The 24798-nt window shown below is 69.2% G+C and carries 21 protein-coding genes, 1 tRNA gene, 1 pseudogene and 2 CRISPR repeat arrays; of the genes and pseudogenes, 19 read left to right on the top strand and 4 right to left on the bottom strand.

What is annotated here, in order from left to right:
• Positions 1 to 2: 2 nt before the first annotated feature.
• Together frc and ABZS71_RS25720 are read right to left on the bottom strand one after the other, a co-directional pair.
• Complete coding sequence (frc, locus tag ABZS71_RS25725; protein ID WP_355842898.1) at positions 3 to 1250, bottom strand: formyl-CoA transferase; 1248 nt, start codon at positions 1248 to 1250, stop codon at positions 3 to 5.
• 12 nt (positions 1251 to 1262) lie between these two features.
• A complete protein-coding gene (locus ABZS71_RS25720; protein ID WP_356213925.1) occupies positions 1263 to 2948 on the bottom strand; it encodes a thiamine pyrophosphate-binding protein in 1686 nt (561 codons plus the stop codon).
• Between the two features lie 177 nt (positions 2949 to 3125).
• On the opposite strand from ABZS71_RS25720, the gene sucC reads away from it, so the two are divergent.
• The 4 genes from sucC to ABZS71_RS25700 all read left to right on the top strand — a co-directional run bounded on the left by sucC (position 3126) and on the right by ABZS71_RS25700 (position 7066).
• Positions 3126 to 4253, top strand: a complete 1128-nt coding sequence (gene sucC, locus ABZS71_RS25715) for an ADP-forming succinate--CoA ligase subunit beta (RefSeq protein ID WP_356213923.1) — start codon at positions 3126 to 3128, stop codon at positions 4251 to 4253.
• Positions 4254 to 4264: 11 nt separating this feature from the next.
• Positions 4265 to 5161: a succinate--CoA ligase subunit alpha gene (gene sucD, locus ABZS71_RS25710; protein ID WP_356213921.1), complete on the top strand. Its 897-nt coding sequence runs from the start codon at positions 4265 to 4267 to the stop codon at positions 5159 to 5161.
• 131 nt (positions 5162 to 5292) lie between these two features.
• Positions 5293 to 6837 (top strand): aldehyde dehydrogenase family protein, encoded by a 1545-nt coding sequence (locus tag ABZS71_RS25705; protein WP_356213919.1) that lies wholly within the window; start codon positions 5293 to 5295, stop codon positions 6835 to 6837.
• Between the two features lie 144 nt (positions 6838 to 6981).
• Positions 6982 to 7066, top strand: a tRNA-Leu gene (locus ABZS71_RS25700).
• Between the two features lie 45 nt (positions 7067 to 7111).
• On the opposite strand, the gene ABZS71_RS25695 is transcribed toward ABZS71_RS25700, so the two are convergent.
• A complete protein-coding gene (locus ABZS71_RS25695; protein WP_356213981.1) occupies positions 7112 to 8122 on the bottom strand; it encodes a recombinase family protein in 1011 nt (336 codons plus the stop codon).
• A 325-nt stretch (positions 8123 to 8447) separates the two neighbouring features.
• On the opposite strand from ABZS71_RS25695, the gene ABZS71_RS25690 reads away from it, so the two are divergent.
• The 14 genes and pseudogenes from ABZS71_RS25690 (at position 8448) to cas2 (ending at position 23428) form a co-directional block, all read left to right on the top strand.
• On the top strand, positions 8448 to 8699 hold the full coding sequence (locus ABZS71_RS25690) for a hypothetical protein (RefSeq protein ID WP_356213917.1): 252 nt from the start codon (positions 8448 to 8450) through the stop codon (positions 8697 to 8699).
• A 1124-nt stretch (positions 8700 to 9823) separates the two neighbouring features.
• Positions 9824 to 10089: direct repeats of the CRISPR family, unit length 37 nt; unit sequence GTTTCTATGCCCTGCGGGCCTTTCGTTCCTGCGGAAC.
• 805 nt (positions 10090 to 10894) lie between these two features.
• The gene (locus ABZS71_RS25685) at positions 10895 to 12955 is read left to right on the top strand and encodes a hypothetical protein (RefSeq protein WP_356213915.1); all 2061 of its coding nucleotides are present in this window, start codon (positions 10895 to 10897) and stop codon (positions 12953 to 12955) included.
• Entirely contained in the window at positions 12952 to 14454 is a 1503-nt protein-coding gene (locus tag ABZS71_RS25680) for a hypothetical protein (protein ID WP_356213913.1), read from the top strand. Before ABZS71_RS25685 ends, ABZS71_RS25680 begins: the two co-directional genes overlap by 4 nt.
• Positions 14445 to 15011, top strand: a complete 567-nt coding sequence (locus ABZS71_RS25675; protein WP_356213910.1) for an RAMP superfamily CRISPR-associated protein — start codon at positions 14445 to 14447, stop codon at positions 15009 to 15011. Before ABZS71_RS25680 ends, ABZS71_RS25675 begins: the two co-directional genes overlap by 10 nt.
• Positions 15001 to 16365 (top strand): type III-B CRISPR module-associated Cmr3 family protein, encoded by a 1365-nt coding sequence (locus ABZS71_RS25670; protein ID WP_356213908.1) that lies wholly within the window; start codon positions 15001 to 15003, stop codon positions 16363 to 16365. Before ABZS71_RS25675 ends, ABZS71_RS25670 begins: the two co-directional genes overlap by 11 nt.
• Positions 16362 to 17780, top strand: a complete 1419-nt coding sequence (locus ABZS71_RS25665) for an RAMP superfamily CRISPR-associated protein (RefSeq protein WP_356213906.1) — start codon at positions 16362 to 16364, stop codon at positions 17778 to 17780. The genes ABZS71_RS25670 and ABZS71_RS25665 overlap by 4 nt, the downstream gene beginning before the upstream one ends.
• Positions 17777 to 18220, top strand: coding sequence for a hypothetical protein (locus tag ABZS71_RS25660; protein ID WP_356213904.1), 444 nt, complete (start codon positions 17777 to 17779; stop codon positions 18218 to 18220). The genes ABZS71_RS25665 and ABZS71_RS25660 overlap by 4 nt, the downstream gene beginning before the upstream one ends.
• A gap of 44 nt (positions 18221 to 18264) precedes the next feature.
• On the top strand, positions 18265 to 19428 hold the full coding sequence (locus ABZS71_RS25655) for a hypothetical protein (RefSeq protein ID WP_356213902.1): 1164 nt from the start codon (positions 18265 to 18267) through the stop codon (positions 19426 to 19428).
• Between the two features lie 170 nt (positions 19429 to 19598).
• Complete coding sequence (locus tag ABZS71_RS25650) at positions 19599 to 19820, top strand: hypothetical protein (RefSeq protein WP_356213900.1); 222 nt, start codon at positions 19599 to 19601, stop codon at positions 19818 to 19820.
• Positions 19820 to 20671, top strand: coding sequence for a CRISPR system precrRNA processing endoribonuclease RAMP protein Cas6 (gene cas6 / locus ABZS71_RS25645; RefSeq protein ID WP_356213898.1), 852 nt, complete (start codon positions 19820 to 19822; stop codon positions 20669 to 20671). Before ABZS71_RS25650 ends, cas6 begins: the two co-directional genes overlap by 1 nt.
• Positions 20672 to 20761: 90 nt before the next feature.
• A CRISPR array of direct repeats spans positions 20762 to 21242; the repeat unit is 37 nt; unit sequence GTTCCGCAGGAACGAAAGGCCCGCAGGGCATAGAAAC.
• A gap of 219 nt (positions 21243 to 21461) precedes the next feature.
• Positions 21462 to 21722 (top strand): annotated as a pseudogene (locus ABZS71_RS25640) (reverse transcriptase domain-containing protein); the annotation flags it as partial.
• The gene (locus ABZS71_RS25635; protein WP_356213896.1) at positions 21665 to 22282 is read left to right on the top strand and encodes a reverse transcriptase domain-containing protein; all 618 of its coding nucleotides are present in this window, start codon (positions 21665 to 21667) and stop codon (positions 22280 to 22282) included. The pseudogene ABZS71_RS25640 and the gene ABZS71_RS25635, both read left to right, overlap by 58 nt.
• Positions 22276 to 23139, top strand: a complete 864-nt coding sequence (gene cas1, locus ABZS71_RS25630; RefSeq protein WP_356213894.1) for a CRISPR-associated endonuclease Cas1 — start codon at positions 22276 to 22278, stop codon at positions 23137 to 23139. The genes ABZS71_RS25635 and cas1 overlap by 7 nt, the downstream gene beginning before the upstream one ends.
• Before the next feature lie 4 nt (positions 23140 to 23143).
• Positions 23144 to 23428, top strand: a complete 285-nt coding sequence (gene cas2 / locus ABZS71_RS25625; protein ID WP_356213892.1) for a CRISPR-associated endonuclease Cas2 — start codon at positions 23144 to 23146, stop codon at positions 23426 to 23428.
• A 207-nt stretch (positions 23429 to 23635) separates the two neighbouring features.
• Here cas2 and ABZS71_RS25620 read toward each other — a convergent pair whose 3' ends face one another.
• Entirely contained in the window at positions 23636 to 23854 is a 219-nt protein-coding gene (locus ABZS71_RS25620) for a hypothetical protein (protein ID WP_356213890.1), read from the bottom strand.
• A gap of 334 nt (positions 23855 to 24188) precedes the next feature.
• Here ABZS71_RS25620 and ABZS71_RS25615 point away from each other — a divergent pair, with 334 nt between their 5' ends.
• The gene (locus ABZS71_RS25615; protein ID WP_356213888.1) at positions 24189 to 24584 is read left to right on the top strand and encodes a hypothetical protein; all 396 of its coding nucleotides are present in this window, start codon (positions 24189 to 24191) and stop codon (positions 24582 to 24584) included.
• The last annotated feature ends 214 nt before the right edge of the window (positions 24585 to 24798 follow it).

Below are 24798 nucleotides of genomic sequence, written 5' to 3'. Positions count from 1 at the left end.
CGTCAGATCACTCCGTCCGTCTTGAGCAGCCGCACTTCCTCGTCGCCGAGCCCGAGCTCCCCGACGTACACCTCTTCGTTGTGCTCGCCCAGCAGCGGGGAGCGGTCGACCCGGACCGGGGAGTCGGAGAGCTTGAGCGGTGAGCCGACCGTGGTGAAGGTGCCGCGCTCGGGGTGGTCGACCCGGACGACCATCTCGTTGGCCGCCAGCGAGGCGTCCTCGACGATCTCCTTGGTCGACAGGATCGGCCCGCAGGGGATGTTGTGGGCGTTCAGCGCCTCCAGCACCTCCCACTTCGGCAGCGTGCTGGACCACTCCTCGATCAGCTGGAACATCTTCGCCAGCTTCGGCAGCCGCGCCTCGGGCGTCGCCCACTCCGGGTCCTCGGCCAGCTCGGGGCGGCCGATGAGCTGAGTGAGCGGCTCCCAGCCGACGGGCTGGACGATCACATAGACGTAGTCATTCGGCCCGCCGGGCGCGCACTTGACCGCCCAGCCGGGCTGGCCGCCGCCGCTCGCGTTCCCCGAGCGCGGCACCTCGTCGCCGAAGTCCTCATTGGGGTATTCGGCGAGCGGGCCGTGCGCCAGCCGCTGCTGATCGCGCAGCTTGACCCGGCACAGGTTCAGCACCGCGTGCTGCATCGCCACATTGACCCGCTGGCCGCGCCCGGTGCGGGTGCGCTGGTAGAGCGCGGCGAGGATGCCCGCCACGCAGTGCACCCCGGTGCCCGAGTCGCCGATCTGGGCGCCGGTCGCCAGCGGCGGTCCGTCCTCGAAGCCGGTCGTGGACATCGATCCGCCCATGGCCTGCGCGACCACCTCGTAGGCCTTGAACTTGGTGTACGGGCCGTCGCCGAACCCCTTGATCGAGGCGTAGACGATCCGCGGGTTGATCTCCTGGATGCGCTCCCAGGTGAAGCCCATCCGGTCCACCGCGCCCGGACCGAAGTTCTCCACGAGGACATCGCTGCGCCGGATCAGCTCGGTCAGGAGCTCCTTGCCGCGCTCGCTCTTGGTGTTGAGGGTGATGCTCCGCTTGTTGCAGTTGAGCATCGTGAAGTAGAGCGAGTCGACGCCCGGGATGTCCCGCAGCTGCTTGCGCGTGATGTCGCCGGTGGTGTTCTCCAGCTTGATGACGTCCGCGCCGAGCCAGGCGAGCAGCTGGGTGGCGGAGGGACCGGACTGTACGTGGGTCATATCGAGGACGCGGCAGCCCGTCAGAGCTTGATTGGCCTCAAGAGCCTTGGACATGGCGGTGGCTCCCTACTTGTACATCGTCTGGTTCATCGTTCCGGGGGCGTACGCGTCCGGGTCCACCCAGACGTTGATCAGCGACGGCTTCCCGGACTCGCGGGCCCGCCGCAGCGCCGGGCCGATGTCCGCCGGGTCGCGGACCTCCTCGCCGTAGCCGCCGAGCATCCGGGCGAACTGGTCGTAGGGCACATCGCCGAGGGTGTTGCCGACCCGCTCGCGCTCATCGCCGTACTTGGCCTTCTGGCCGTAACGGATCTGGTTCATCGAGGAGTTGTTGCCGACGATGCCGACGAACGGCAGGTCGAAGCGGACCAGCGTCTCGAAGTCCCAGCCGGTCAGGGAGAACGCGCCGTCTCCGAAGAGCGCCACCACCTCCTTGTCGGGGCGGGCCTTCTTGGCGGCCATCACGAACGGAACGCCGACACCGAGCGTCCCCAGCGGGCCCGGGTCCATCCAGTGGCCGGGGGACTTGGGCTGGACGACCTGGCCGGAGAAGGTGACGATGTCGCCGCCGTCGCCGATGTAGATCGAGTCCTCGGTGAGGAAGTCGTTGATCTCGCTGACCAGCCGGTACGGATGGATGGGGGAGGCGTCGGACCTGAGGCTGGGCAGCCGCTTCTCGATGGCCGTCTGTTCGGCGGCGCGCAGCTCGTCCAGCCACTCCTTGCGCTTGCCCGCGCCTCCATTGATGCGGCCTGACGCCGCTTGGGTGACGGCTGACAGAATCTGATGACTGTCACCGACTATCCCGAGATCGATATCGCGATTCCTGCCGACCGTGCGGTAGTCGAGGTCGATCTGAACCACCGTCGCGTCGGGGGAGAGCCGCTTGCCGTAGCCCATCCGGAAGTCGAAGGGCGTGCCGACGATGACGATGAGATCGGCCTTGGAGAAGGCGTAGCGGCGCGAGAGCTGGAAGTGGTGCGGATCGCCGGGCGGCAGGGTGCCGCGCCCCGCGCCGTTCATGTACGCGGGCACATTGAGCGTCCGTACCAGCTCGGTGGCGGCGTCGGTCGCCCGGCAGGTCCACACCTGACTGCCCAGCAGAATCGCCGGCCTCTCGGCCTGGACCAGCAGATCGGCCAGCTTCTGGACGGCCTCGGGGTCCCCGGCGCTACGGGTGGAGGCCCGGTACTGCCCGGCCTTGGGGACGCGCGCCTTGTCCACGGGGACCTTGGCGTCCAGCACATCGCGCGGGATCTCCAGGAAGGAGGGGCCCGGCGCGCCGTGGTAGCACTCGCGGAAGGCCATGGAGACCATGTCGGCCGCGCGGGCGGTGTCCGGGACGGTGGCGGCGAACTTGGTAATCGGCGTCATCATGTCGACGTGCGGGAGGTCCTGGAGGGATCCCATCTTGTGCTGGCTGTGGGCGCCCTGACCCCCGATGAGCAGCATGGGCGACTCGGCGCGGAAGGCGTTGGCGACGCCGGTGACCGCGTCGGTGGTGCCGGGGCCGGCCGTGACGACGGCGCAGCCGGGCTTGCCGGTGATCCGGGCATGGCCGTCGGCGGCGTGGGCGGCGACCTGTTCATGGCGTACATCGATGACGTCGATGCCCTCGTCGACGCAGCCGTCGTAGATGTCGATGATGTGGCCGCCGCAGAGGGTGTAGATGACGTCGACGCCTTCTGCTTTGAGTGCTTTGGCGACCAGGTGCCCGCCGGAGATGAGGTCCTGGTGGCTGTCGTCGGGCATGGCGAATCGCGTCCCTTCGTAGGGGTCGGAGCTGCCTCGCGGTAGATTGCATACAGTCGACGAATACTGTATGAACCTTGTTATCCCGCATCGGCCGATCGATGTCCAGGGGGCGCGCGCCACTCGTTCGACCAAGCGCTCGACGCAGCGCTGTTGACCGGAACCCAAGGAGCGGGCATGGACCTGTTCGAACATCAGGCACGGGAACTCTTCCAAGAACACGGCGTACTGGTGCCGCGAGCGGAGGTCGTGGACTCGCCGCGGGCCGCACGCGCCGCGGCCGAGCGGCTCGGTGGCCGCGTCGTCGTCAAGGCCCAGGTGAAGACCGGCGGCCGGGGCAAAGCGGGCGGCGTGAAGCTCGCGGCGGACCCGGCCGCAACGGAACTGACGGCCCGGCAGCTCCTCGGCATGGACATCAAGGGCCACACCGTCCACCGGGTGATGGTCGCCGAACCGGTCGCGGTGGAGCACGAGTTCTACGTCGGCTACGTACTGGACCGGGCCGCCGGGCGCTTTATGGCCATCGTCTCCGCCGAGGGCGGTATGGACATCGAGGACGTCGCGGCGCGCCGCCCCGAGGCGGTCGCCCGGATCGCGGTGGACCCGGCGGAGGGAGTGACGGAGGCCAAGGCCGCCGAGATCGCCGCGGCGGGTGGGCTGCCGCCCGAGACCGCGGCGACGATCCATCGGCTGTGGACCGTGCTCGTCGCCGAGGACGCCCTGCTCGTCGAGGTCAATCCGCTGGTGCTGACGAGCGACGGCGCGATCGTCGCCCTCGACGGAAAGGTGACCCTCGACGACAACGCCCGCTTCCGGCAGCCCGCGCGGGGCGACGCCGACGACGACGTGGCCCGCGACCCGTTGGAGGCGCGGGCGGCGGCCGCCGGGCTGAACTACGTCAAGCTGGACGGCCACGTCGGCGTCATCGGCAACGGCGCGGGCCTGGTCATGTCCACCCTGGACGTCGTCGCGGGCTGCGGTGCCCGCCCCGCCGACTTCCTCGACATCGGCGGCGGCGCCTCGGCGCAGGTGATGGCCGACGGCCTGTCCGTCGTCCTCGGCGACCCGGACGTCCGCTCCGTCCTGGTCAATGTCTTCGGCGGCATCACCGCCTGCGACGCGGTGGCCGACGGCATCGTCCGCGCCCTGGACACCGTCACCCTCACCAAACCGCTGGTCGTCCGGCTCGACGGCAACAGCGCCGCACGCGGCCGGGCGATCCTCGCCGAGCTCGCCCATCCGCTCGTCCACCAGGCCGACACCATGGACGGCGCCGCCGCGCGGGCCGCCGAACTCGCCGCTTGAAGGGGCCCATCATGGCGATCTTCCTCACCAAGGACAGCAAGGTCCTCGTCCAGGGCATGACCGGAGCGGAGGGCATGAAGCACACCCGCCGGATGCTCGCCGCCGGCACCGATGTCGTCGGCGGCGTCAATCCGCGCAAGGCCGGGGCCGAGGCCGGCTTCGACGGCCGTACGGTGCCCGTCTTCGGCTCCGTACGCACGGCCATGGATGCCACCGGCGCCGATGTGACCGTCCTCTTCGTACCGCCGCCCTTCGCTCGGGCCGCGGTCATCGAGGCGGCCGACGCCGGGATCCCGCTCGCCGTCGTCATCACCGAGGGCATCCCGGTGCACGACGCGGTGGCCTTCCAGGCGTACGCGCGACAGCGCGGCACCCGCGTCATCGGCCCCAACTGCCCGGGGCTGATCTCCCCGGGCCAGTCCAACGCGGGCATCATCCCCGCCGACATCACCAAGCCCGGCCGGATCGGACTGGTCTCCAAGTCCGGCACCCTCACCTACCAGTTGATGTACGAACTGCGCGACATCGGCTTCTCGACCTGCGTCGGCATAGGCGGCGACCCGGTCATCGGCACCACCCACATCGACGCGCTCGCCGCCTTCGAGGCCGACCCCGACACCGATGTGATCGTGATGATCGGCGAGATCGGCGGCGACGCCGAGGAACGCGCCGCGCGGTTCATCGCCGACCAGGTCACCAAGCCGGTCGTCGGCTATATCGCGGGCTTCACCGCCCCCGAGGGCAAGACCATGGGCCACGCGGGCGCGATCGTCTCCGGCTCCTCGGGCACCGCCGAGGCCAAGCGGGCGGCGCTGGAGGCGGCGGGCGTACGGGTCGGGGCGACCCCGACGGAGACCGCCGGTCAGGTCCTGGCCCTTCTGGCCGACCCGGCTGGCCGAAGCGCGTGATGTAAGCCATACCTGATCGGGAATCGAGACCACATCACGCCCCGACCGCTACCTTCCTCCCCGTACGAACACCACGCGTGACGTACGAACGCCACCCCGCCCCGCTGTGCGAACGAGAGCGGAGACACCCGATGGCACCCACCCTCACCCTCAAGCCCGGAACCGCCTGGGACGACGCCTGGCAGCGCTGCCTGGCCCTGGCCCCCGAGGCGTTCCAGGGCGACAGAGTCCTCAACCTCTGGGACGGCACCTGGCACGCCGACGGCCGTGCCCTCCCCGCCACCACCCCCATCGACGGCAGCCCCATCGCGGGCCCGCCGCGCCTCGACGCGGACACCGCCCACCAGGCCGTACGCGCCTCACTCGACCAGCACCGCCGCTGGCGGCACATCGCCCTCCCGGAGCGCCGGGCCCGGGTCGCCGCCACCCTCGACGCGCTCACCGAACACCGCGAGCTGCTCGCCCTCCTCCTCGTCTGGGAGATCGGCAAGCCCTGGCGGCTCGCCCAGGCCGATGTGGACCGGGCCATCGACGGCGTCCGCTGGTACGTGGAGGAGATCGACCGCATGGTCGAGGGCCGCGCCCCGCTCCCGGGCCCGGTCTCCAACATCGCCAGCTGGAACTACCCGATGAGCGTCCTCGCCCACGCCATGCTCGTCCAGGCGCTGGCCGGCAACGCCGTCATCGCCAAGACCCCCACCGACGGCGGCCTCGCCTGCCTCACCCTCGCCTCCGCGCTCGCCGCCCGCGAGGGCATCCCCGTCACGCTCCTCAGCGGCAGCGGCGGCGAGCTCTCCGAGGCCCTGGTCCGCTCGCCCGAGATCGGCTGCGTCTCCTTCGTCGGCGGCCGCGACACCGGCGCAAGCGTCGCCACCGCCGTCGCCGACCTCGGCAAGCGCCACATCCTGGAACAGGAGGGGCTCAACGCCTGGGGCATCTGGAACTTCACCGACTGGGACGCGCTGGCCCCCCAGATCCGCAAGACCTTCGACTACGCGAAGCAGCGCTGCACCGCCTACCCGCGCTTCGTCGTCCAGCGCTCGGCCTTCGACGCGTTCCTCTCCGTCTACCTGCCCGCGGTGCGCGCGATCCGCGTAGGCCACCCCCTCGCGGTCGCTTCACCCTCCGACGATCTCCCCAACCTGGACTTCGGCCCCCTGATCAACGCCGCCAAGGCCAAGGAGCTCGCCGACCAGGTCGCCGAGGCCATCGACCGCGGCGCCGTCCCCCTCCACCGCGGCGACCTCGCCGACGGCGACTTCCTCCCCGGCCAGGACCTCTCCGCCTATGTGGCCCCCGTCACCCTCCTGAACCCGCCCTCCACCTCCCCTCTCCACCACGCCGAACCCTTCGGCCCCGTCGACACCATCGTCCTCGTCGACACCGAGGCCGAACTGCTCGCCGCCATGAACGCCAGCAACGGCGCCCTCGTCGCCACCCTCTCCTGTGACGACCCCGACACCTACACTCGCCTCGCCCCCCAGATCCGCGCCTTCAAGGTCGGCCACGGCAAGCCCCGCTCCCGCGGCGACCGCGACGAGCTCTTCGGCGGCTTCGGCGCCTCCTGGCGCGGCGCCTTCGTCGGCGGCGACCTCCTGGTCCGCGCGGTCACCGAGGGCCCCGAGCCCGAGCGCCTCCCCGGCAACTTTCCCGACTACCATCTGATGCCCGACTGATCACCCACCGTGACCAGGCCCCGCCCCGAGCCCCCGTCCCCGCAGGTCGGCACGGCTCGGGGCGGCACCTGTACGCAGGCGAAACGCACTCCGAATCCTTGGTATCGTTGTGCGTGTCGCCGCGGGGGCCCCGCGGCACACCTGGTCCGGGTGGCGGAATGGCAGACGCGCTAGCTTGAGGTGCTAGTGCCCTTTATCGGGCGTGGGGGTTCAAGTCCCCCCTCGGACACTCGACTCGACTCGCGATAACGATACGGAAGCGAGGGCCTCGACCTTACGGTCGCGGTCCTCGTTGCGTTTTCGTAGGTGATCGTGATGCCCAGGGCCTCGTAGAGCGGGCCTTTCTTGTCGGGGTCGGCTGCTTGGATGCGTTGTGTGATGTCTCCGAGTCTCTCAGTGATCTCCCGGATCTGGTCGGGGGTGAGGGGTGGTTCCTTCTTCCGAGTGGCGGATGGCAGGGCATCGAGCTTCCTCTGTGCCGCTTTCTTGTCGCGTTGCGCCTCATTGATCCACTGGGTGACGACGGCTGGGTCGGCTCCGGCGTCGAGGGTCGCCTGGTAGCGGGCGAGGCGCCGCTCGCATTCCTTGATCGCCTGGCGGGCTTGGACCTGCTCGGGGCTCTGGGGCTGTGCCGCACTCGCGGCGTGACTGGCCTGGCTGAGCGCGGTGGGAGTGGCGGTGAGCCGGTCCGGGGCGAAGGTTCGGGTGATCCAGGTGTCCAGTGGGCTGGCAGACGATCTTCGCGCAGGTTGATGGTCCGCGGGTGGTCGAGGTCGGGGTAGAGGGCTGTTTCCTGTTGCTTGAACTCGCAGCGGTAGTAGACGCGGTCGCGGATCCCGGAAGGCTGCATCTTCCGTCCGCACAGTGCGCACCGCACGCGCCCCCGCAGAACGTAGGCCCGTCGGCGGCTTTGCCGGCCTGGGCGCTCCTGCTGTCGGCCTGCGTGGGCTCGCTGTCTGCGGGCCGTCTGGGCGGCCTCGAAGAGTTCCTTGTTGACGAGCGCGTCGTGTGCGGGCTCGTTGGACCAGATCCACTCGTCGCAGGGATTGTGCGTCATGTGGGTGCGATGGCCGAGGGTGACGTCGTCGACGTCGATGAGGCGTTCTTCCTTGCGTTGTTTGTTCCAGACCTCGTAACCGGTGTAGCGGGGGTTGCCGAGGATCGCTCTGACCGCACCGGCCTGCCATGCGATCTTCGTGCGGTGCGGGTTGCGGGCCGCGTCGTGGGCGGAGGGGCAGGGGATGCCGTCGCGGTTGAGTCGACGGGCGATGGCTTCGTCGCTCATGCCGTCGACGTACTGGGTGAACATGCGCAGTACGACGAGCGCGGTGGTGGGGTCGGGTTCGAGTTTGTGCAGGCGCTGTCCCTGCGGCCGCCCTGGCGGGGTTGGGGTGGGGTCCGGCGTCGGTGATCCGGTAGCCGTAGGGCGGTCGGCCGCCGAAGTAGCGGCCCTGGAGCTTGGCCTGGGAGCTCATGGCCGTGCGCACCCGGATCTTGATGCGGTTGCGTTCACCCTTGCTCATACCGCCGAAGACGGACATGACCAGGTCGTGGGCCTCGTTGTCCGGGTCGATGGGACCACCGACCACCGGTACCCAGAGCATGCGGAAGTGGACGAAGACGGGGAAGGTGTTGCCGAACTGGTTGCCGTAGAAGGTGCGCTGCGGCTCCCCGATCACCACCGCGTCGAACCCGCGGAGCGGGTCGCGGAGCGCTTGAAGGAGTTCGTTGGCGTGTGGGCGGCGCTGCCAGGGCAGGGACCGGCTGTGGCCGATGTCGAAGTACTCGGTGACGATCTGGCCGCCGGCGGGTTCGATCAGGGCTCGGGCGCGGGTGAGCTGCCGGATGCCGCGGGCCGTTGAAGGTGGTGTCGGGGCCCCGGTGCGCGTGTGCGCTTGACTGGGGCCCGTCGCAGGATGGTTGTCGGACAGGGAAGCGCCACAATGGCACTGGGCGCAGATTCGAGTCCGTGGTGGGAGCCGTCGAACATGGGAAGTGGAACCGTCGCGGATGCGGGCGAGACGTTGGTTGCGAAGGCCCCCTCTCGGCCTGAACCCGGCGTACAGCCCGACTCGTCCGCCGCTCCCTGCGCCTTTGCCTGGTAAAAGGCCTCTGACCTGCAGCGGAGGCTCTTTCCGATCTTTCAGGGGCTTGCCGCGCTAGGCGGCGGAAAGTCGCTCGGAAGTCCCTCGGACAGCACTGAAAGTCCCTGAAAAGTCCCAGGGCAGAGAGGTGGGCGAGACGCCGGTACGGAGTTGCTGCCCTGTCCGTCACCTGGTCGACAATGGCACGGTTATGGCGGCCACCGGCCACCGGCCACCGGCCACCGGCCACCGGCCACCGGCCACCGGCCACCGGCCACCGGCCACCGGCCACCGGCCACCGGCCACCGGCCAGGGGCGACCGGCTGTGGTGGCGCCCGTCTCCCCGTCACGAACACACCGGGTGACCAATGCCCCAGCGACTGCTGGCAGCGCGGTCACTGCGCTCCAGAGTACCGATGTGCGTTAGCCAGGCGCCCTGCAGCGGCGGGGGTGTCGTGCGCGGCCGACACACGCGCAGCAGCGGGTCGCGCTCGCCCTACAGCAGGCAGGGTCGGGACGGTCGGCCCGGACGTAAATGCAGACCCGAGCCGGGCCGGGCCGCGTTCCGGCCTGAGGCGGTGGGTCCCTACGGGCGGATCGTCCGCCCGGCGCCGCACCCGCGCGCCAGTTGAGGGAGCAGTGCTTGGCTGCTCTTGACTCACCGGCCACCTGCGATGGGTGCGCAAGGGATCGGGGACGCCGAGTCGTCCGCGTCCGCGTGCCCGTGTCGCTGGCCGACGGATTGGCGTCGTGCGCGGCAGACCGGTATGTGTGCGAACGCCTGACATCTCGAGGGCTCGGCGTGGTCTACCGGGACGGATTGCTCGTCCGTCTGGCCGCCGTGCCCGGTCTCACGCCACCGCAGGGCCGTCAGTTTGCCGGGGCCGTGGGCTCGCAATCGCGTTTCTATGCCCTGCGGGCCTTTCGTTCCTGCGGAACCCGGAATCCTGAAGAAGATAAATGCCTTCTGGCAGAAGAGTTTCTATGCCCTGCGGGCCTTTCGTTCCTGCGGAACGCAGTGTCGTGGTAGACAACTCCCAGCCGCACGACTGTTTCTATGCCCTGCGGGCCTTTCGTTCCTGCGGAACCACCGTCCCCAGCAAAGTGCCGGGTGCCTGCTTCGGCTCCGTGTTTCTATGCCCTGCGGGCCTTTCGTTCCTGCGGAACCCTTCAGCACGGGAGGGGCCCGTGACCTGTGACGATTGTGCCCGTTGCGCGGGACTCCCCGCCAGCGACTTGTTTGATCTGTGATGCCCGTCACAAGATCCGCTTCCGGGTTCGCGACCTGCGGGTTTGGCCCGCGCGGAAATCGGCCTTGAGGGCGCTCGGCGAGGTGGGACGGTTACGGTCTGGCGGCGCGGCGGCGGGGCGTGGCCTCGCCAGCGGGTGCGGCAATGGGCGCACGATTCTTCCATGAGGGGATCGCTCAAAGTGACGAGCTCGTTCAGGAGGTGACTGCTCGAGTCGGGGCCGTTCCTGGCGTGCGGTGAGGCCGTTGCTCTGCCCGTGAGAGTCGCCGGCTGCCGGTGCGTCAGCGGTCGTATGACGAGCTGGAGACCGCGATGCTCGACCTTGAGCGGCTGTTCGCCGCACTGCCGGAGGAGAGTGCTGAGCTCGCGCCTGCGTTTGCCGTCGAAGCAACGGCAGTAGTGGCTGCTGGGCTCACGCCGACGCGTCGGATGTTCTCCGAGGCGGACATTTTGAGGTACGTGGCTTCGAGGGGGGTGCGGGTCTCGGGGCGTGCGCTGCGCGCACCAGCTCGGCGCGCAGACGATCCCTTCGTGAGCCCCCTTCTGGCCTGGCATTCTGGTCGGTGTCGGACCTCCGCTCCGTGGGGTGATGCCTCACGTGACGTCGACTTGTGGATGTTTCATGGATCGGCTTGCACTGACGACCCGTCATACCGTTAAGTTCCCACAACGTCGGGTGTTGTCACGGTAGCGCGCTTGGCTGGGGATTCGGGGGGGCGTAGTGTGAGCGAGTACGAGTTCGTCAATCCGTACACCTTCGTGCAGTTGCCGAAGGAGGTGTCCCCTGACTGGCGTTCGGCGCCGCCCGGGCACGGGCGACTGCAGCCGGACCGGTTCAGCGGTGTGCTGGAGGTGACCCTGACGGCGCGTAGTCCGTTGATGCTGCGGAACGTCTATGACGGTGACGACTCCGCGTTCCCCATGCGTCACTTCTCTGGTTTCGACAAGCCTGTGCCGTTCGTGCCGGGGTCGTCGCTGGCCGGTGCCGTGCGGTCGCTGCATGAGACGCTCGCCGGTGGCTGCCTGCGGGTGTTCGACTCCGGGTTCCGGCCCGGCTACCGCGATGAGGCACAGGTCAAGACGGGTTCCTGGCGGTTGGCGCTGGTCGAGAAGGTTGACGAGCGGGGGGTCCCGTCGCGGTTGCGGTTGTGCGGGGAGACGGTGTGGGTGGAGTACGCCGCGCTGCACAAGGCTCTCGGCGGGGCCTCGAAGTTGACGACCGGGGCGCGGGTCACGCTGCTGAGTGGAAGCGTCCGGTCGTCGCTGGGGCGGCTGGAGTTGGGGGAGCCGTTCGAGGTCAAGGAGGGCGGGGAGTCGGTGGTGCTGGTGACCGACTCCGGGGCTCGGCATGACACGCGGAAGAACCCGGACGGCGGGGGGGATCTGCCTGGCAGGCACTTCTGCGCGACCGGCGAGCTGGAGCCCGGCTCGTTGGAGGTTGTTCTACCCGACGAGGTGTGGCAGGAGTACCTCGACGCCGTGGACGGCACGCGGGATGTCCAGGAATACCGGCAGCCGTCGACGGGCGGCTCGTCTCCCCGGAAGGACGGGCCGGTGCCCGTGTTTCACCGGGACAAGCGGCTCGGACTGGTCGGCTACCGGGATCCGGCACGGCGGGAGCTGCGTCCGGGGCAGGTGGTGTGGGTGGATCCGGAGCAGGCGGGGCAGTCGGTGCGTCTTCGCGGGATCTCCTTGTCGGTGATCTGGCGGCATCCCGGTGGACGTATCAAGTCAGGCGGGCGGGTCCACGCGTACGCCCGCGCCTGCCGGGACCCGCGGGAGCTGTGTCCGAGCTGCCGGCTGTTCGGTTCGGTGGACGCGGAGGGCGGCGACGGCAAGGGGGGCGGTGCCCGTCAGAGGGCGTACCGGGGACACCTGCGCTTCGGTGACGCCGTACCGGCCGAGGCCTATGAGCTGGAGGAGGAGTTCCTGCCGCCGCTGGGCGCTCCGAAGCCGGGTGCGGGGCAGTTCTACCTGACCCGGGACAACAGCCTGCAAGGGAAGAGTGCCACGTCCGCCCCGGACAAGGCGCTGCGGGAGTGGGGTTCGGAGGCGGACAGCGGCGATGGGCGCCGGTTGCGGGGCCGCAAGCACTACTGGCTCACCGGGAATGCTGGCAAGCGGCCGTACTTCCGGGCGCGCGGCGGCAGCCGGGAGGATTTCCACGACCTGTACGGTTCGGAGAACAAGCTGCTCTCCAAGGCGCAGTCGGTGCCAGAGGGCGCGCAGTTCACCGCGGAGGTCCGGTTCGAGAACCTCGACGCGGTCGCTCTGGGCGGGCTGCTGTGCTCGCTGGACCCGGGTCTGCTTCTGCACCACTTCGACCCGAAGGACGAGGAGCGCCCCCGGTACGGCTGGGCTCTGGGCGGTGGCCGACCGCTCGGGTTCGGCACGTGCACCGCGGAGGTGAGGATCCGGGAACTGGACTCCGCGGAGAGTCGCTATCTGGGCGCCGAGGCGCCAGACCTGCACGTCGAGAAGGCGGTGGCGGCGTTCCGCAAGTCGGCGGGGGATGACATGCGGGACGTCTGGAAGCGCCAGCTGACGAAGGTCCTACGGCTGGACTGGGCACCGGCCGACCGCGTGTGGTATCCGCCGGCGCAGCCGATTCCCGACCCGGAGCGACCACTCAATCCCGAGGTGCTGAAGGCGAGCTTCACGTTCTGGAAGGAGACGTCCGGCTCGCGGACGAATCCTTACGTGCAATTGCCGTCCTCGGCGGCGCAGCGCTCGGATATGACGATGAAGGTGATCCCCCAGAAGAAGGGGAAGGGCGGGAAGTGACCGCGACCCACACCGGCGAAACCCCTGTGTACGTGGACTTCGGCGCCATCCGGATCCAGTCGTATCTGACGCGCACGCCCGGTCTACGCGGGCACCGCGCCGCCAGCGACAGCCTCGCCCGCGCCACCGCTCCCGGAGCCATCGAGAAGGTGGTCGGAAACCTCGCGGAGGTGAACGTCGAGGCCGGCGAGGCGGACGGGGTCGTCAGTCTCTGCTTCACCCCGGTCCCAGGTGAAGACCTCGAAGCGCAAGTTGGGCGCCTGCAGGACCGGGTGTTCGCGCATTTGCGCACAGCACTGCCGGGGGCGGAGTTCCACTCGGTCTGGGGCCGGGGCGAGTACTACCTCAACGCCTACGACAAGGAGATCCATCCGAAGACCGAGGCGGGTGATGTCCGCTTCGACCTGCCGGCGCCCGCGGAGTTCCCGCTCGCCGTCCCCTGCGCGATGTGCCACATGGACCCTGCGGCCACCTGGGAGACGGTCACCGGAAAGAAGCAGCGGCTGTGCCCGGACTGCTCGATGCGGAACGTGCCGCGCAGTCGATCGGCGGGTGACGAGCGCAGTCCGGAAGGTCGGCTGGCTGACAGCCTGCCGGTGACCCACCCCGCCCCGGAGGACTTCGCGGCGCTGGCCGCTCTGGGCCGCGCAGAGTCGGGCCGCAACCACCTGGCAACCGTGTCCATTGACGGGAACGCCTTCGGGGAGTTCTTCAAGGCGCTCGCCCAGGAGGGCAGTGACGATCCCCGCATGAGGGACTGGAAGAGGAGCATCTCCCAGTCCCTCTCCGCGGCCACACGGGATGCGCTGACAGAGGCGACGGTGAGCCTGCCCCTGACGGACGAACGCGACCAGGTGGTGGTCGTCCCGCACGTCGTCGGTGGTGACGATGTGCTGGTGAGCCTGCCCGCCGACCAGGCATGGGCCTTCACGCTCGCCTTCCTGCACGAGTTCGGCGAAGCCGTCCGTACGGCGACCGCCGACCTCCTGGAGGTGCTCAACAGGCGTCGCGCCGGACGCTCGGAGGGGGAACCGCCGTTGGAGGCTCCGACTGCGTCGGCGGGCATCGTCTTCGCCCACTCCGGTTATCCGCTGAACCTGCTCGCGGAATCCGCCGGCCAGCGCCTGCGCGAGGCCAAGCGGGCCGTGCGTGGCAAGGCGGCCTCCGTGCAGTGGCTGGACATCACGGCCGACGGCACCGAGGCGCCCCGGCACGAGCCGCTCCTCCTGTCCACCCTGCGCGCCCCCGCCGGTGATCCCACTCCCGAGGCGAGGGCGCTGTCCGCACTGGCCTCCGTCCACGCCAGCCATCGGGCCCGTCTCACGGAGGCGGTGCGCTCCGATGGTGAGATCACCGCTGCCGTGATCGCGCACCGGGTCGGCCATCTCGAAGCGGTGCAGCCCTTCCTCTCCCCCTTCGACCAGCAAGAGGCGCCGCCGCCCACCAGGATCCGGCTCGGTGCGGCCCTCAACATCGCCAGGTGGTGGCCATGCGCGTGACGATGGTGTTCCATGGCCCGTTCCGAGTCGCCACGGGTGTACCCCGGCCGGGGATCGACGCGGCCGTCGACCGAAGCGAGCTGCTGCCGGCGTCCTCACTGAAGGGCCTCATGCGGGACTCCGCCGAAAGGCTCCTGCCCGGCCTGCCGGACCTGGTGGAGCACGTGTTCGGCGGGCCCCGGAAGCCCACCGTGTGGGCCTGGTCCTCGGCCCGTTTCCCCTACGAGCCCCAGGTGAGGACGCGGGCCCGTGTGTCCCTGGACGCGAAGACAGGTGCGGCCAAGCGCGATCACCTCCTGTATGGCGAGGAGGTCTGGGCCCGCAGCGCCGAGTTCGACGTCACGCGGCACGCGCTGCTGCCGCAGTCGCCGCTGAGCGAGGACGACCACCTGGCCGTCCTGGCGTGCGCGGCAGCCGGGGTGCACAGCATCGGATCCGACCGGCGGCGCGGGCTGGGCTGGGTGGAGTGCATGACCGCCGATCCGGTCGTGGACGCGGCCCTCGTCGACCGCTTCCGTGCGCTCGCCGCGAACTGGGGCCAGCAGCATGCTTCTTGACGTCCAGGTGACCGCACACCAGCCCCTCGCGCTCGGTGTCCGCCCCGCGGGCACCGCGCCGGTGCAGACCCAGCACCATATTCCCGGGTCCGTCCTGCGCGGTGCGCTCGCCGCGGCGTGGATCCGGGACCACGGACTGCCGAACAAGGTCCCCCCGCAGCTGCGGCAGGAGTTCGTCGCCCTCTTCGAATCCGAGACCGTCTACGGGCCGCTGTTCGCCACTGGGTCGCAGATCGTGCCGCTGTCGGTGCGGCGCTGCAAGTACCAGCGATGCGCAGGCATCCACCCCGACGATGCGTTCGACGACAGTTCCTTCCCGTACTGCGGAAGTTGCGGAGGCCCACTGACCCCCGGGCGGGGGGAGGTGGAGTTCTTCGGTGGTGCCGCGGGCGGTCTCGTCGTCCAGCGAACCCATCTGGAGATCCACGACGAACGGCAGGTCGCCTCCGAAGGCGACCTGTTCACCCGCCGGGCCCTCACCCACCAGGACAGCAACGGCGACGAGCGGCAGTTCCACGGCCGCATCGCGACCGCCGACGATCTCCCCGAGGCGGCGGCAAGCTGGCTGAACCGGTGCCGGGGCCTGCGGCTGGGTGGTCGGCGCGGAACGAGCGGCGGCGTCACCTACAGCGCCGCCACCGCCTCCCCGCGCCTTCCGGAGACGGGTGAGCGAGTGGCGCTGAGACTCACCGCCCCGGCGATCCTCACCGACGCCAGCGGTCTCCCTCTCGACCTGGCCGACCGCGACCGGCTGGGCGAGGCACTCGGCGCCGAACTGTCCTCCGTGCTCGCCACGCGCATCGTGCGGGTGGAGCGGGTGTGGGCCCGGCGGGAGCGGGTCGGCGGCTGGCATGCCGCGTCGAACCTGCCCAAGCCCGTCGAGCTGGCGGTGAGCGCCGGGACGGTGCTGCTCCTCACCTTCGAGAAACCGCCCGCGCCCGAGGCCCTGCTGGCGCTCGCGGGGCGCGGGATCGGGCTGCGCCGCAACGAGGGGTTCGGCGCCCTCGAGACCGCCACCAGCGCCTGGGCCCCACCCGGCGGCTCCGTGACGGAGGAGGCGCCGACCGGGCATGAGGCCGTGGATCCGGCGGAGTCGTACGCGCGGATGCTGTACCGGTCGGGCCACAGCGCCTGGTTCATCGACCAGCTCCGCCCCTACGTCGAGGAACGCGCCGCCGGCAACCCGCCCCACGACGCCCTCCTCGAACGCTCCCGACTGCGCAACCTGCCCGGTGAACTCCGACGGGACGTCCAGGACCTGCTGCTGCGCACCACGCCCGACACCCTGGACCGCACCCTGGCCCGCCTGGCCGCACTGCACCGCCTGAACACCGATGAGGAGCAGTCGTCATGAGCGTGGTGCACATCCTGCGCGCCGAACTGGAACTGGCCACCGCCGGAGCGGTCACGGCTCCCGAGAGCCTCACCATCGGCTCCGTCCTCCGCCCCGACCTGCCCGTGGCCCGCGACGCGTGGGACCGCCCCTACCTGCCCGGCACCTCCCCCGCCGGCTCCCTGCGCCAACAAGCACATCGCACAGGACGCGAGGAAGCGCTCTTCGGCAACGTCCGCCCGGGCAACGGCACAGACGCGCCGCCGTCCGAGACGGTCGCTATCGCCTCTCCGATCCGCCTGCTCGGCACACGACTGGACCTCCCTCAGCCGCTCGAGCCCGCTCAGCAACTGGAGATCCGGCGCCGAACGGCGATCGACCGGCACCGGGCCGCAGCCCAGCCGAAGACCCTCCACAGCCGCGAACTCCTGCCCCCGGAAACGAAGATCCTGCTCTGGCTGCGCCTGGACACCCCGAGCCTCGAATCACCGCTCCTCGACGAACTCGTCGACCTCCTCGCCACCTGGCGGCCCGTTGTCGGCCGCGGGCGCACGACCGGCCACGGACAGGCCCTCCTCACCCGCGTCCTCAAACGGTCGATCGACCTCGACACCGCCGACGGCATGCGGCACTGGCTCATGACCGGCGGTCCCGCACTCGTCGACGACCACGCCACCGTCGTCTACGACCACGAGAAGGACGCAGTCCCAAGCCTCCTGCCCGAGCTCTTCGGACAGCCGCTGCAGTTCCGTATCACCGACGCCCTCCACATCGGCAGCGGCAACGTCCTCGACCGCCCCGGCCACCGGACCGGGGTCTCCGCCATCCTGCGCGACCACGACAACCTCCCGATCGTGCCGGGCAGCACCTGGAAGGGCGTGCTGCGCGCCCGTTGCGAGTTCATCCTGCGCTCCGTCGGCCTGAACGCCTGTTCCTCCGTCGGCGAGAACGCCGGCCCGTGCGGAGACTGCGTGCTCTGTGAGGCGTTCGGCTGGACGGAACGCACCGGCGCCCACAAACAGGCCCCGCCCGACGCCGAACCCCCGCCGAGCGTCGGAGCCCGAGGCCGCCTCGTCTTCGCCGACACCGTGGTCCGCGAGAGCACCGTGCGGATCCGCAACCACGTCGCCCTGGACCGTGTCTTCGGCGGCGCCCGCGACGCGGCCCTCTACACCGAGGAGACCATCGAGAACGGCACCGTGACCGTCAGCATCCGCCACGACCGCGACATCCCCGAGCTCGCCCGCGCCGCCCTTCTCCTCGCTCTTGACGACCTCGCCGCCGGCCGTTTCGGCATCGGCGCCGGTACCACCCGCGGCCAGGGCACGCTCACCGCCCTGTCCGCCACCGGCCACCTGCTGGGGCGGGAACGCACGAGGGCCGTCGAGACGCTACGACTGCACCACGCCGCGCTCACCGAGGAGGCCCCGGCATGACGACAGCAACATCCCCCAGCCCTCGCTATGAGGCGACCCCAACCGCGGCCCGCCTGCACCGCCACGGACGCATGCCGTGGCCCGAGGCACGGACCCTGCTGACGGGGACGGTGTGCGCTTGGTCGGACCTCGACGGCTTCCACGTCGCACCAGCCGACGACCTCCCGCAGGACGTCCCGCAGACGACGCACCTGTGGGCATGGGACACGCACCGATGCGTCAGGCTCCGCATCGACGTCCACCACGCCCTGGTCGCCGCACTCCACCCCGGCGAGAGTGGCGACGGCCAACCGGTCACTGCCCACGTCCGCCGCGGAACCCCCTGGGGCCCGGACGACAAACAGGCCGGCCCGCTCCCCGACGCCGCCCACGCCCTGTCCTTCGAACTCCTGGAACTTCCCGGCCCCACTCCCGTGACGTTCGTACGCGCCACGACCTGATCCGACCCGTCCCGACATCTCATCGAGAGGGCAGTGACTTCGTCATGCAGCAGGCCTGGTACCGCCAGTTCTGGCGATTCCTGCGCAGCCGCGAGGCCGTCGGCGTCATTCTGGTGGCCGGGGCATCAGCGATCGCCATGGGTGTCATCCCCAACCTGCTGGAGAAGTGGTGGGACTCGGCCTGGTTCTACGGCCTGGTCTTCTTCGGGATGCTCCTGGTCGTCGTCCTCGGCTGGGCACTCGTCCGCGAACGAGGCGTGGGAGTCGTCCTTTCCCTCTACCCGAACCCGCAGGGCAATCGGGTCTCCGACCTGACCGAGGCATCGAAGAAGAACCACAGCAGCACCCTCGTCATCGACCGGGAACTACTGCGCCCCGGGGGCCGGGAGCTCTCCCTGGACGCGCGCATGGATCTCCTCGCGAAACTCATCGACGCCCGCGTCGAAGAGATCAAGACCAGCGGCGCCGACGGTTCCGTCACGCTCTACCCGCTCGCCCACTTGTACGACGGCTTCCACCTCGGGCGCCGGCTCGCCCGGGACACCTACTCCTCCCTGTCCGTCATGCACCTCTCCAGCACCGATCAGCAGACCGTCGTCCCCGGCCTGACACTCGGCAACCACCTCAGGGACCCCCTCACCTCCGACCAGGAGCCCCTTCTCACCGCCCACCTCAAACAACCCCCCGGCACGGGCGGCCCCACTCTCGTCGCCAACCCTGAATGTCCGGCCGAGCACCAGCACCGGCTCGCGTTCATCGTCCGGCTGTCCTTCGCACCCTCCATGACCGCGGACGCGACCGGAGTCGCCGAGACAGGCCGCGTGCGCCGCCCCAGCGATGCCACCCACACCGGCTACGTCTTCACCCCCGACAACCACGAAGCAAGCGGAAACCCCTGCGGCGCCCACGCCGTCCTGGAAGCGGCCTCGGCACGGCTACCAGAGACGAAAGACGCCGAAGTCTTTGAAGCCGTGGCGAACTACACCTACCGATGCTGCATCGCCGCCAAGCAGGCCTGGGCCGAGCAGTCCGGCCACACAAACATCGAAGTACAGCTCTTCATCAACGCGCCCCTGCCGATCACCATCGCCGTCGGCTGGCTCATGAAGAACGACCACGTCACCGTCATCCGCCACGAAAGCAGCCTCCTCAACGCAGCCGCGCCCACGGGCGCACCTCCGGCCGCCCCCGCAGGACAGCTGCCGTGAAGGCGCCACAGCGGCTCGTGAACCGCACCCCGCATGCCATCAGACTCCTCCACCAGGACGGCACACCACTGTGCGACCTTCCGCCGGCAACCGTCCCGGCCCGCTGCCGCGAAATCCGTCATGCGGCGGGAACGCTGGCACTGGGCGACGGCGCACCAGGTGACGGCGAGGTGGCAGTCCCTCTCGTCCGCGTCGGCTTCGCAGACGTCACAGGCCTCCCCGGGCCGTCCCCGAACACCTGGCACATCGTCTCCCGTCTCGTGGCCGACGCCCTCCCTCACCGCACCGACCTCCTCGTCCCCCACGACGTCACCCGTGACGCCGACGGCCAGATCACCGGCTGCCGCGCGCTCGCGATCGGAGCCGCCCTCCGCCCCGACGAGGAGCACTGATGCCCCGACGCTGGCACCTCCTTCTCCGCCCGGACGACGGCACCCGCCCCTCCCGTATCACCCCAGCCCAACTGCACGGCCTGGCCTGCGCCCTCCTGGAGGGCGCAGGCGCCGACCACCACGGCCAGACCAAACCGTTCTCGATCACCCCCCTCCTCCAGGCCCCGCAGGCCCCCGGGTACGCGCTCCTCACCCTGGGCTGGCTCGACGACCAAACCGTGCCGGCACTGGAGAAACGGGTCGGCGAACAGGTCCGCTTCGGCGGCCAGTTCTTCACTATCGAGGACATCAACGCCGAGGGAGCCGCCTACGCCACCCTGCTCGCCCTCCCCCCTGTCGAGCGCGTGACCATGGACTTCCTGTCCGTCACCCACTTCACACGGAGCGGCCGCTGGATCCCCCTCCCGGACGCCGAACTCCTCTACACGAGCCTCGCCCGCCGTTGGAACGCCTACGCCGAGACCCCGCTGCCGAACCCGCTGATCACCGAACTCCGGGAGACGGTCCTCCTCACCGCCCACGACGTGAAGAGCGCCCCCGTCGAGATCGCCCAAGGCCACCGCATCGGCTTCCTTGGCCAAGCGACCTTCACCCTGCCACGCTCGGTCCACCCCGAAGTGGCGTCGGCCTTCACGGCGCTCTCCCACTTCGCCGAACTCGCCGGCACCGGCGCCCAGACCACCCACGGCCTTGGCTGGACGACGATCACCATGCCACAGCACCACGCGCGGAAGACGGACGGAGAGGCGGCGCGAAGGACCCGTAACCGCCCTCACCGTCAAGAGCCATCGGAGGCTGATTCTCGCGCGAGCCAAACCCGCAGGTCGCAGCCACAGAAGCGGATCTTGTGACGCACGCCACAGATCAAACAAGCTACTGGCGAGCAGTCCCGCGCAACGGGCACAATCATCGCAGGCCACGGGCCTCGCCCGAGCCGAAGGGTTCCGCAGGAACGAAAGGCCCGCAGGGCATAGAAACGGCCGGAGTTGGTCGTCGCGTAGACGTGGTAGGCGAGGTTCCGCAGGAACGAAAGGCCCGCAGGGCATAGAAACTGGTCTTGTTCCTGTTCGTCCTGTTGTCAGGGTCCGTTCCGCAGGAACGAAAGGCCCGCAGGGCATAGAAACACTTCATCTCCGCGACAGCCAGCTCAGTGCAGAGTGAGTTCCGCAGGAACGAAAGGCCCGCAGGGCATAGAAACTATGCGGTCGCTGAGGCCGTCGATGCGGTTGTCGAAGGTTCCGCAGGAACGAAAGGCCCGCAGGGCATAGAAACGGCACCGGATTCGCGGTGCTCTTGAAATCGCGGTTGCGCTGTTCCGCAGGAACGAAAGGCCCGCAGGGCATAGAAACCGTACCTGAAGCCGTTGGTTTGGAACTCGAAGGTCTGTTCCGCAGGAACGAAAGGCCCGCAAGGCATAACTCTGTTATTCACCCCGAAGGGAGCCCCGTGGCCGAACTGCTCCACCGTGCCGCTTCCGAGTCCGCCTTGCTCTCCGCGTGGCGCGAGGTGCAGGAGAACGACCTCGCAGACGGCAAGGTCAACCAGCAGGTCGCCGACTACGCCAAGGGCGTGCTCGGCCGTCTGGCGGTGCTCAGTCAGGCTCTTCGTACCGGCACGTGGACGCCGTCGCCCGTCTACGCGATGGAGATCGACAAGCGGTCAGGCGGCAAGCGCCTCCTTACCGTGCCCGCCGTCGAGGACCGCATCGTTGAGCGTGCCCTCATGGAGGTGGTCGATGACCACATCGACGCCGTTCTCCTCCCCTGGAGCTACGCCTACCGCAAGGGCCTCTCTGTGGCTGACGCCCTGCACGATCTTGCCGCAGCGCGCGATGAGGGTGCCCGGTGGGTCGTCCGTGCCGATATCAAGGACTGCTTCGAGCAGGTGCCCCGCTGGCCCGCGTTGACCCGGTTACGCGAGATCGTCCCCGACGCCGAGCTGTGCCACCTGATCGGCCGGCTCGTCAATCGTCACGGCGTCGGTCCGGCGGCGCGTCGCATCCGGCCGGGCGCGGTTTGCATCAGGGCGGTTCGCTCTCACCATCCCTCACGAACCTGTATCTCGACGCCTTCGACCGCGATTTGCTCCGCGTGGGTCACCGAGTCCTGCGCTACAGCGACGACTTCGCCGTCCCTGTGGCGACCCACTCCGAAGGCGAAAAGGTCCTGGAGCTGGCAAGAGAGGCCCTCAAGCGCCTTGACCTTGAACTCAACGACAGCAAGTCCCGCATCGAGCGCTTTGACGAGGGCGTCGACTTCCTGGGCAAGATCACCACATCCCGGTCCGGCACCCACACGCCTACGCGCGTCTCCCCGCTGGAGTCGACGGTCTACATCACCGAGCCCGGCTCATCTCTGCGTACCAAGGGCTCCCGCCTCCGCGTCATGCGCCGCGACAAGCAACTCCTCGCAGCCCGCTCAACCGTGTCCACCAGGTGGTCTGCGCCGCGCCTGCCATGCTGACCACTCCGTTCCTCCGCAAGGCGCTGGTGCACGGTATCGAGGTCGTCCTCACCGAGGAGGACGGGGAGTTCCTCGGCCGCCTTACCGGACCGGACGGGCCGGATGTCGAACTCCGCCACGCTCAGCACCGTCTTGCCGACAGGAACGCGGCGAAGCTGGACCTGGCGACAGCCTTCGTCGCAGGAAAGATCGCCAACATGCGCACGTGTCTCTTGCGCGCCGCACGAGCCGGCCACCTTGAGCCGACCGAGCCCACAGCAGCCCGACTCCTCGAGGCCCGCAAGAACGCGCTGCTGGCCACGTCCCCTGCGGCGCTCATGGGCGTCGAAGGCGCGGCATCCCGTGACCACTTCGTCACCTTGGGTAAAATCCTCGGCCCTACGTGGTCCTTCGTCCAACGGCGTCGGCGCCCGCCTCCGGACCCGGTCAACGCGCTGCTGTCCTTCGGATACACACTCCTGACCCGCGAGGCCGCTGCCGCGGTCGAACTTGCGGGCCTCGACCCCGGCGTGGGCTTCCTCCACGAGATGCGCCGCGGGCGCCCGTCGCTCGCGCTCGATCTGATGGAAGAGTTCCGCCCGCTGATCGTGGATCACCTGGTCATCGGGCTGTGTACGTCCGGCAAGCTCAGCCCGAGCGGCTTCACCACGCAGGACGAGGGCAAGGGCTGCCGTATGGACCGCGAGGCTCTCTACACGTTCCTCGCGGCATACGAGCGCCGCATGCTGACCGTGGCCAACCATCCGACCGCGGGCCGACGCGTCTCCTACCGCACCGCCCTGACCGTCCAGGCCCGCCACCTCGCGGATGTCATCGCTGACCGCGTCCCCGCCTACATACCCATCAGTTGGCGGTGACCTCGTGCCCTACACTCTCCTGATCAGCTACGACATCGCCGACGACGACCGGCGCAGCGAAATCTCCGACACCCTGGCCGCGCACGGCGCACGCGTCCAGTACAGCGTCTTCGAAGTCACGCTGCCGACGAAGAAGGCGGTCCAGCAGCTGCGCGGCACCCTGCGCAAACTGATCGACCGCGATGAGGACCAGATTCGGCTCTACCTTCTCCCGGCGACCGTGCTGAACGAACTTGTCATCCTCGGCGACCGGCGTCTGGAAGAACGCGCCGACTTCTGGATCGTATGACCACCGCTGTGCGGTCGACATGCATTCTCTGTGTGTCCTGGGCATCCGTGAACCGCTCTGGCTCGAATGGAGACTCGATTCCATGTAATCGGCGACCACCTGTAGAACGCCGGATCCAACTGAGCCTTACGCGCCCGCTCGACTTTGGGGACCCCCCAAATAGCACGGCGCCGACCCACAGGGGTGGGACGGCGCTGGGTCCCAGCCTCAGACGTCGATGCGGGCTACCTTGCGACCCACCTTGAGGTACAGCTCGGCACGGTCGAGCGCCCCGACCTCGCTCACCACCGCGCCGAGCGTGTGCTGCACGGAAGCCTCCGTGAGCTGGGTGGTCTGCTGGTCTCCGTCTGACTCGCGGATCAGCCTGAGGCCCTTCTGCTGGGCCACGCGGCGCACGGCCGAGATGCTGGGGGCGAAGTCCAGCATGCGGCTGATCAGCGCGCCGAGCGTCTCCTCGGCGTGATCCGTCAGGGAGACGACGGGGAGGTTCTGCGTGTCACTGGACGCTGCTGAAGGACGAGCAGGCGCTCGTGTCCGGTAAGCGTGGTGCGACGCGGCTGGGCCTCGCCGCCATTTGATCGCCCCACGGCGGACGGAGAGCGACACGAGGCGACATGGCCGACACGGACCTTGATCTGGGACTACGGGGCGTGACCGGTAAGATCGAAATAAGAGGAACGCAACCTTCCAGCGCTTCGGTCGCTCTTACATGACGTGTGCCCACGGCAAAGAGCCGCGGGGTAAGGGGAGGGGATCAGACATGCGAGCAATACAACGGGCGAGGCTGGCAGCACTGGCGGTGGCGGCGCTTGCCGTCCCGACCGGGCTGGTGGCCGCCACGGCAGGACCGGCGCAGGCGGCCGCCACGGCAGGACCGGCGCAGGCGGCGCTCTTCGGATGCTCGACCGGCTACGCCTGCATTTATCCCACGACAGCGTGGACCACCCCGGAGCACACGTACTACAACTACGGGACGTACAAGCTCTACAACGAGTACGGAACACACAGGGTGTTCAACAACCAGACTGGTAGCGCCATCATGTGGCTCTGCACGGACAGCTACGGAAACAGCTGCCCCCACTACATCCCCCCCACGTACTACTACGACGTGGACCTGACACCGTACAACTCGATCAAACTGACTTCTGGCCTCTGAGGCTGGAGGGCTATAGCCCGGTGCGGGCACTGGCCCCGACCGCCCCGCCCCCGGTCAGTTTGTGGGGTCTTCGAAGTTGAGCGGTGTGCCCTTTGCGTGTACTGACTGGCAGTCACTGTGCGTGATGGGTAGGGCTGTTGGTGGCCCTGGACGCAGGACGCCCGTGGTCCTGGGTGATCATTTCTGTTCTCTACGCAGAATGATCGTCTGGGAG

The organism is Streptomyces sp. NPDC005393, assembly GCF_040606675.1.
GTDB lineage: Bacteria > Actinomycetota > Actinomycetes > Streptomycetales > Streptomycetaceae > Streptomyces.
The sequence above is the reverse complement of the archived record's forward strand: the minus strand, read 5'-3'. Positions and strand labels throughout refer to the sequence as shown.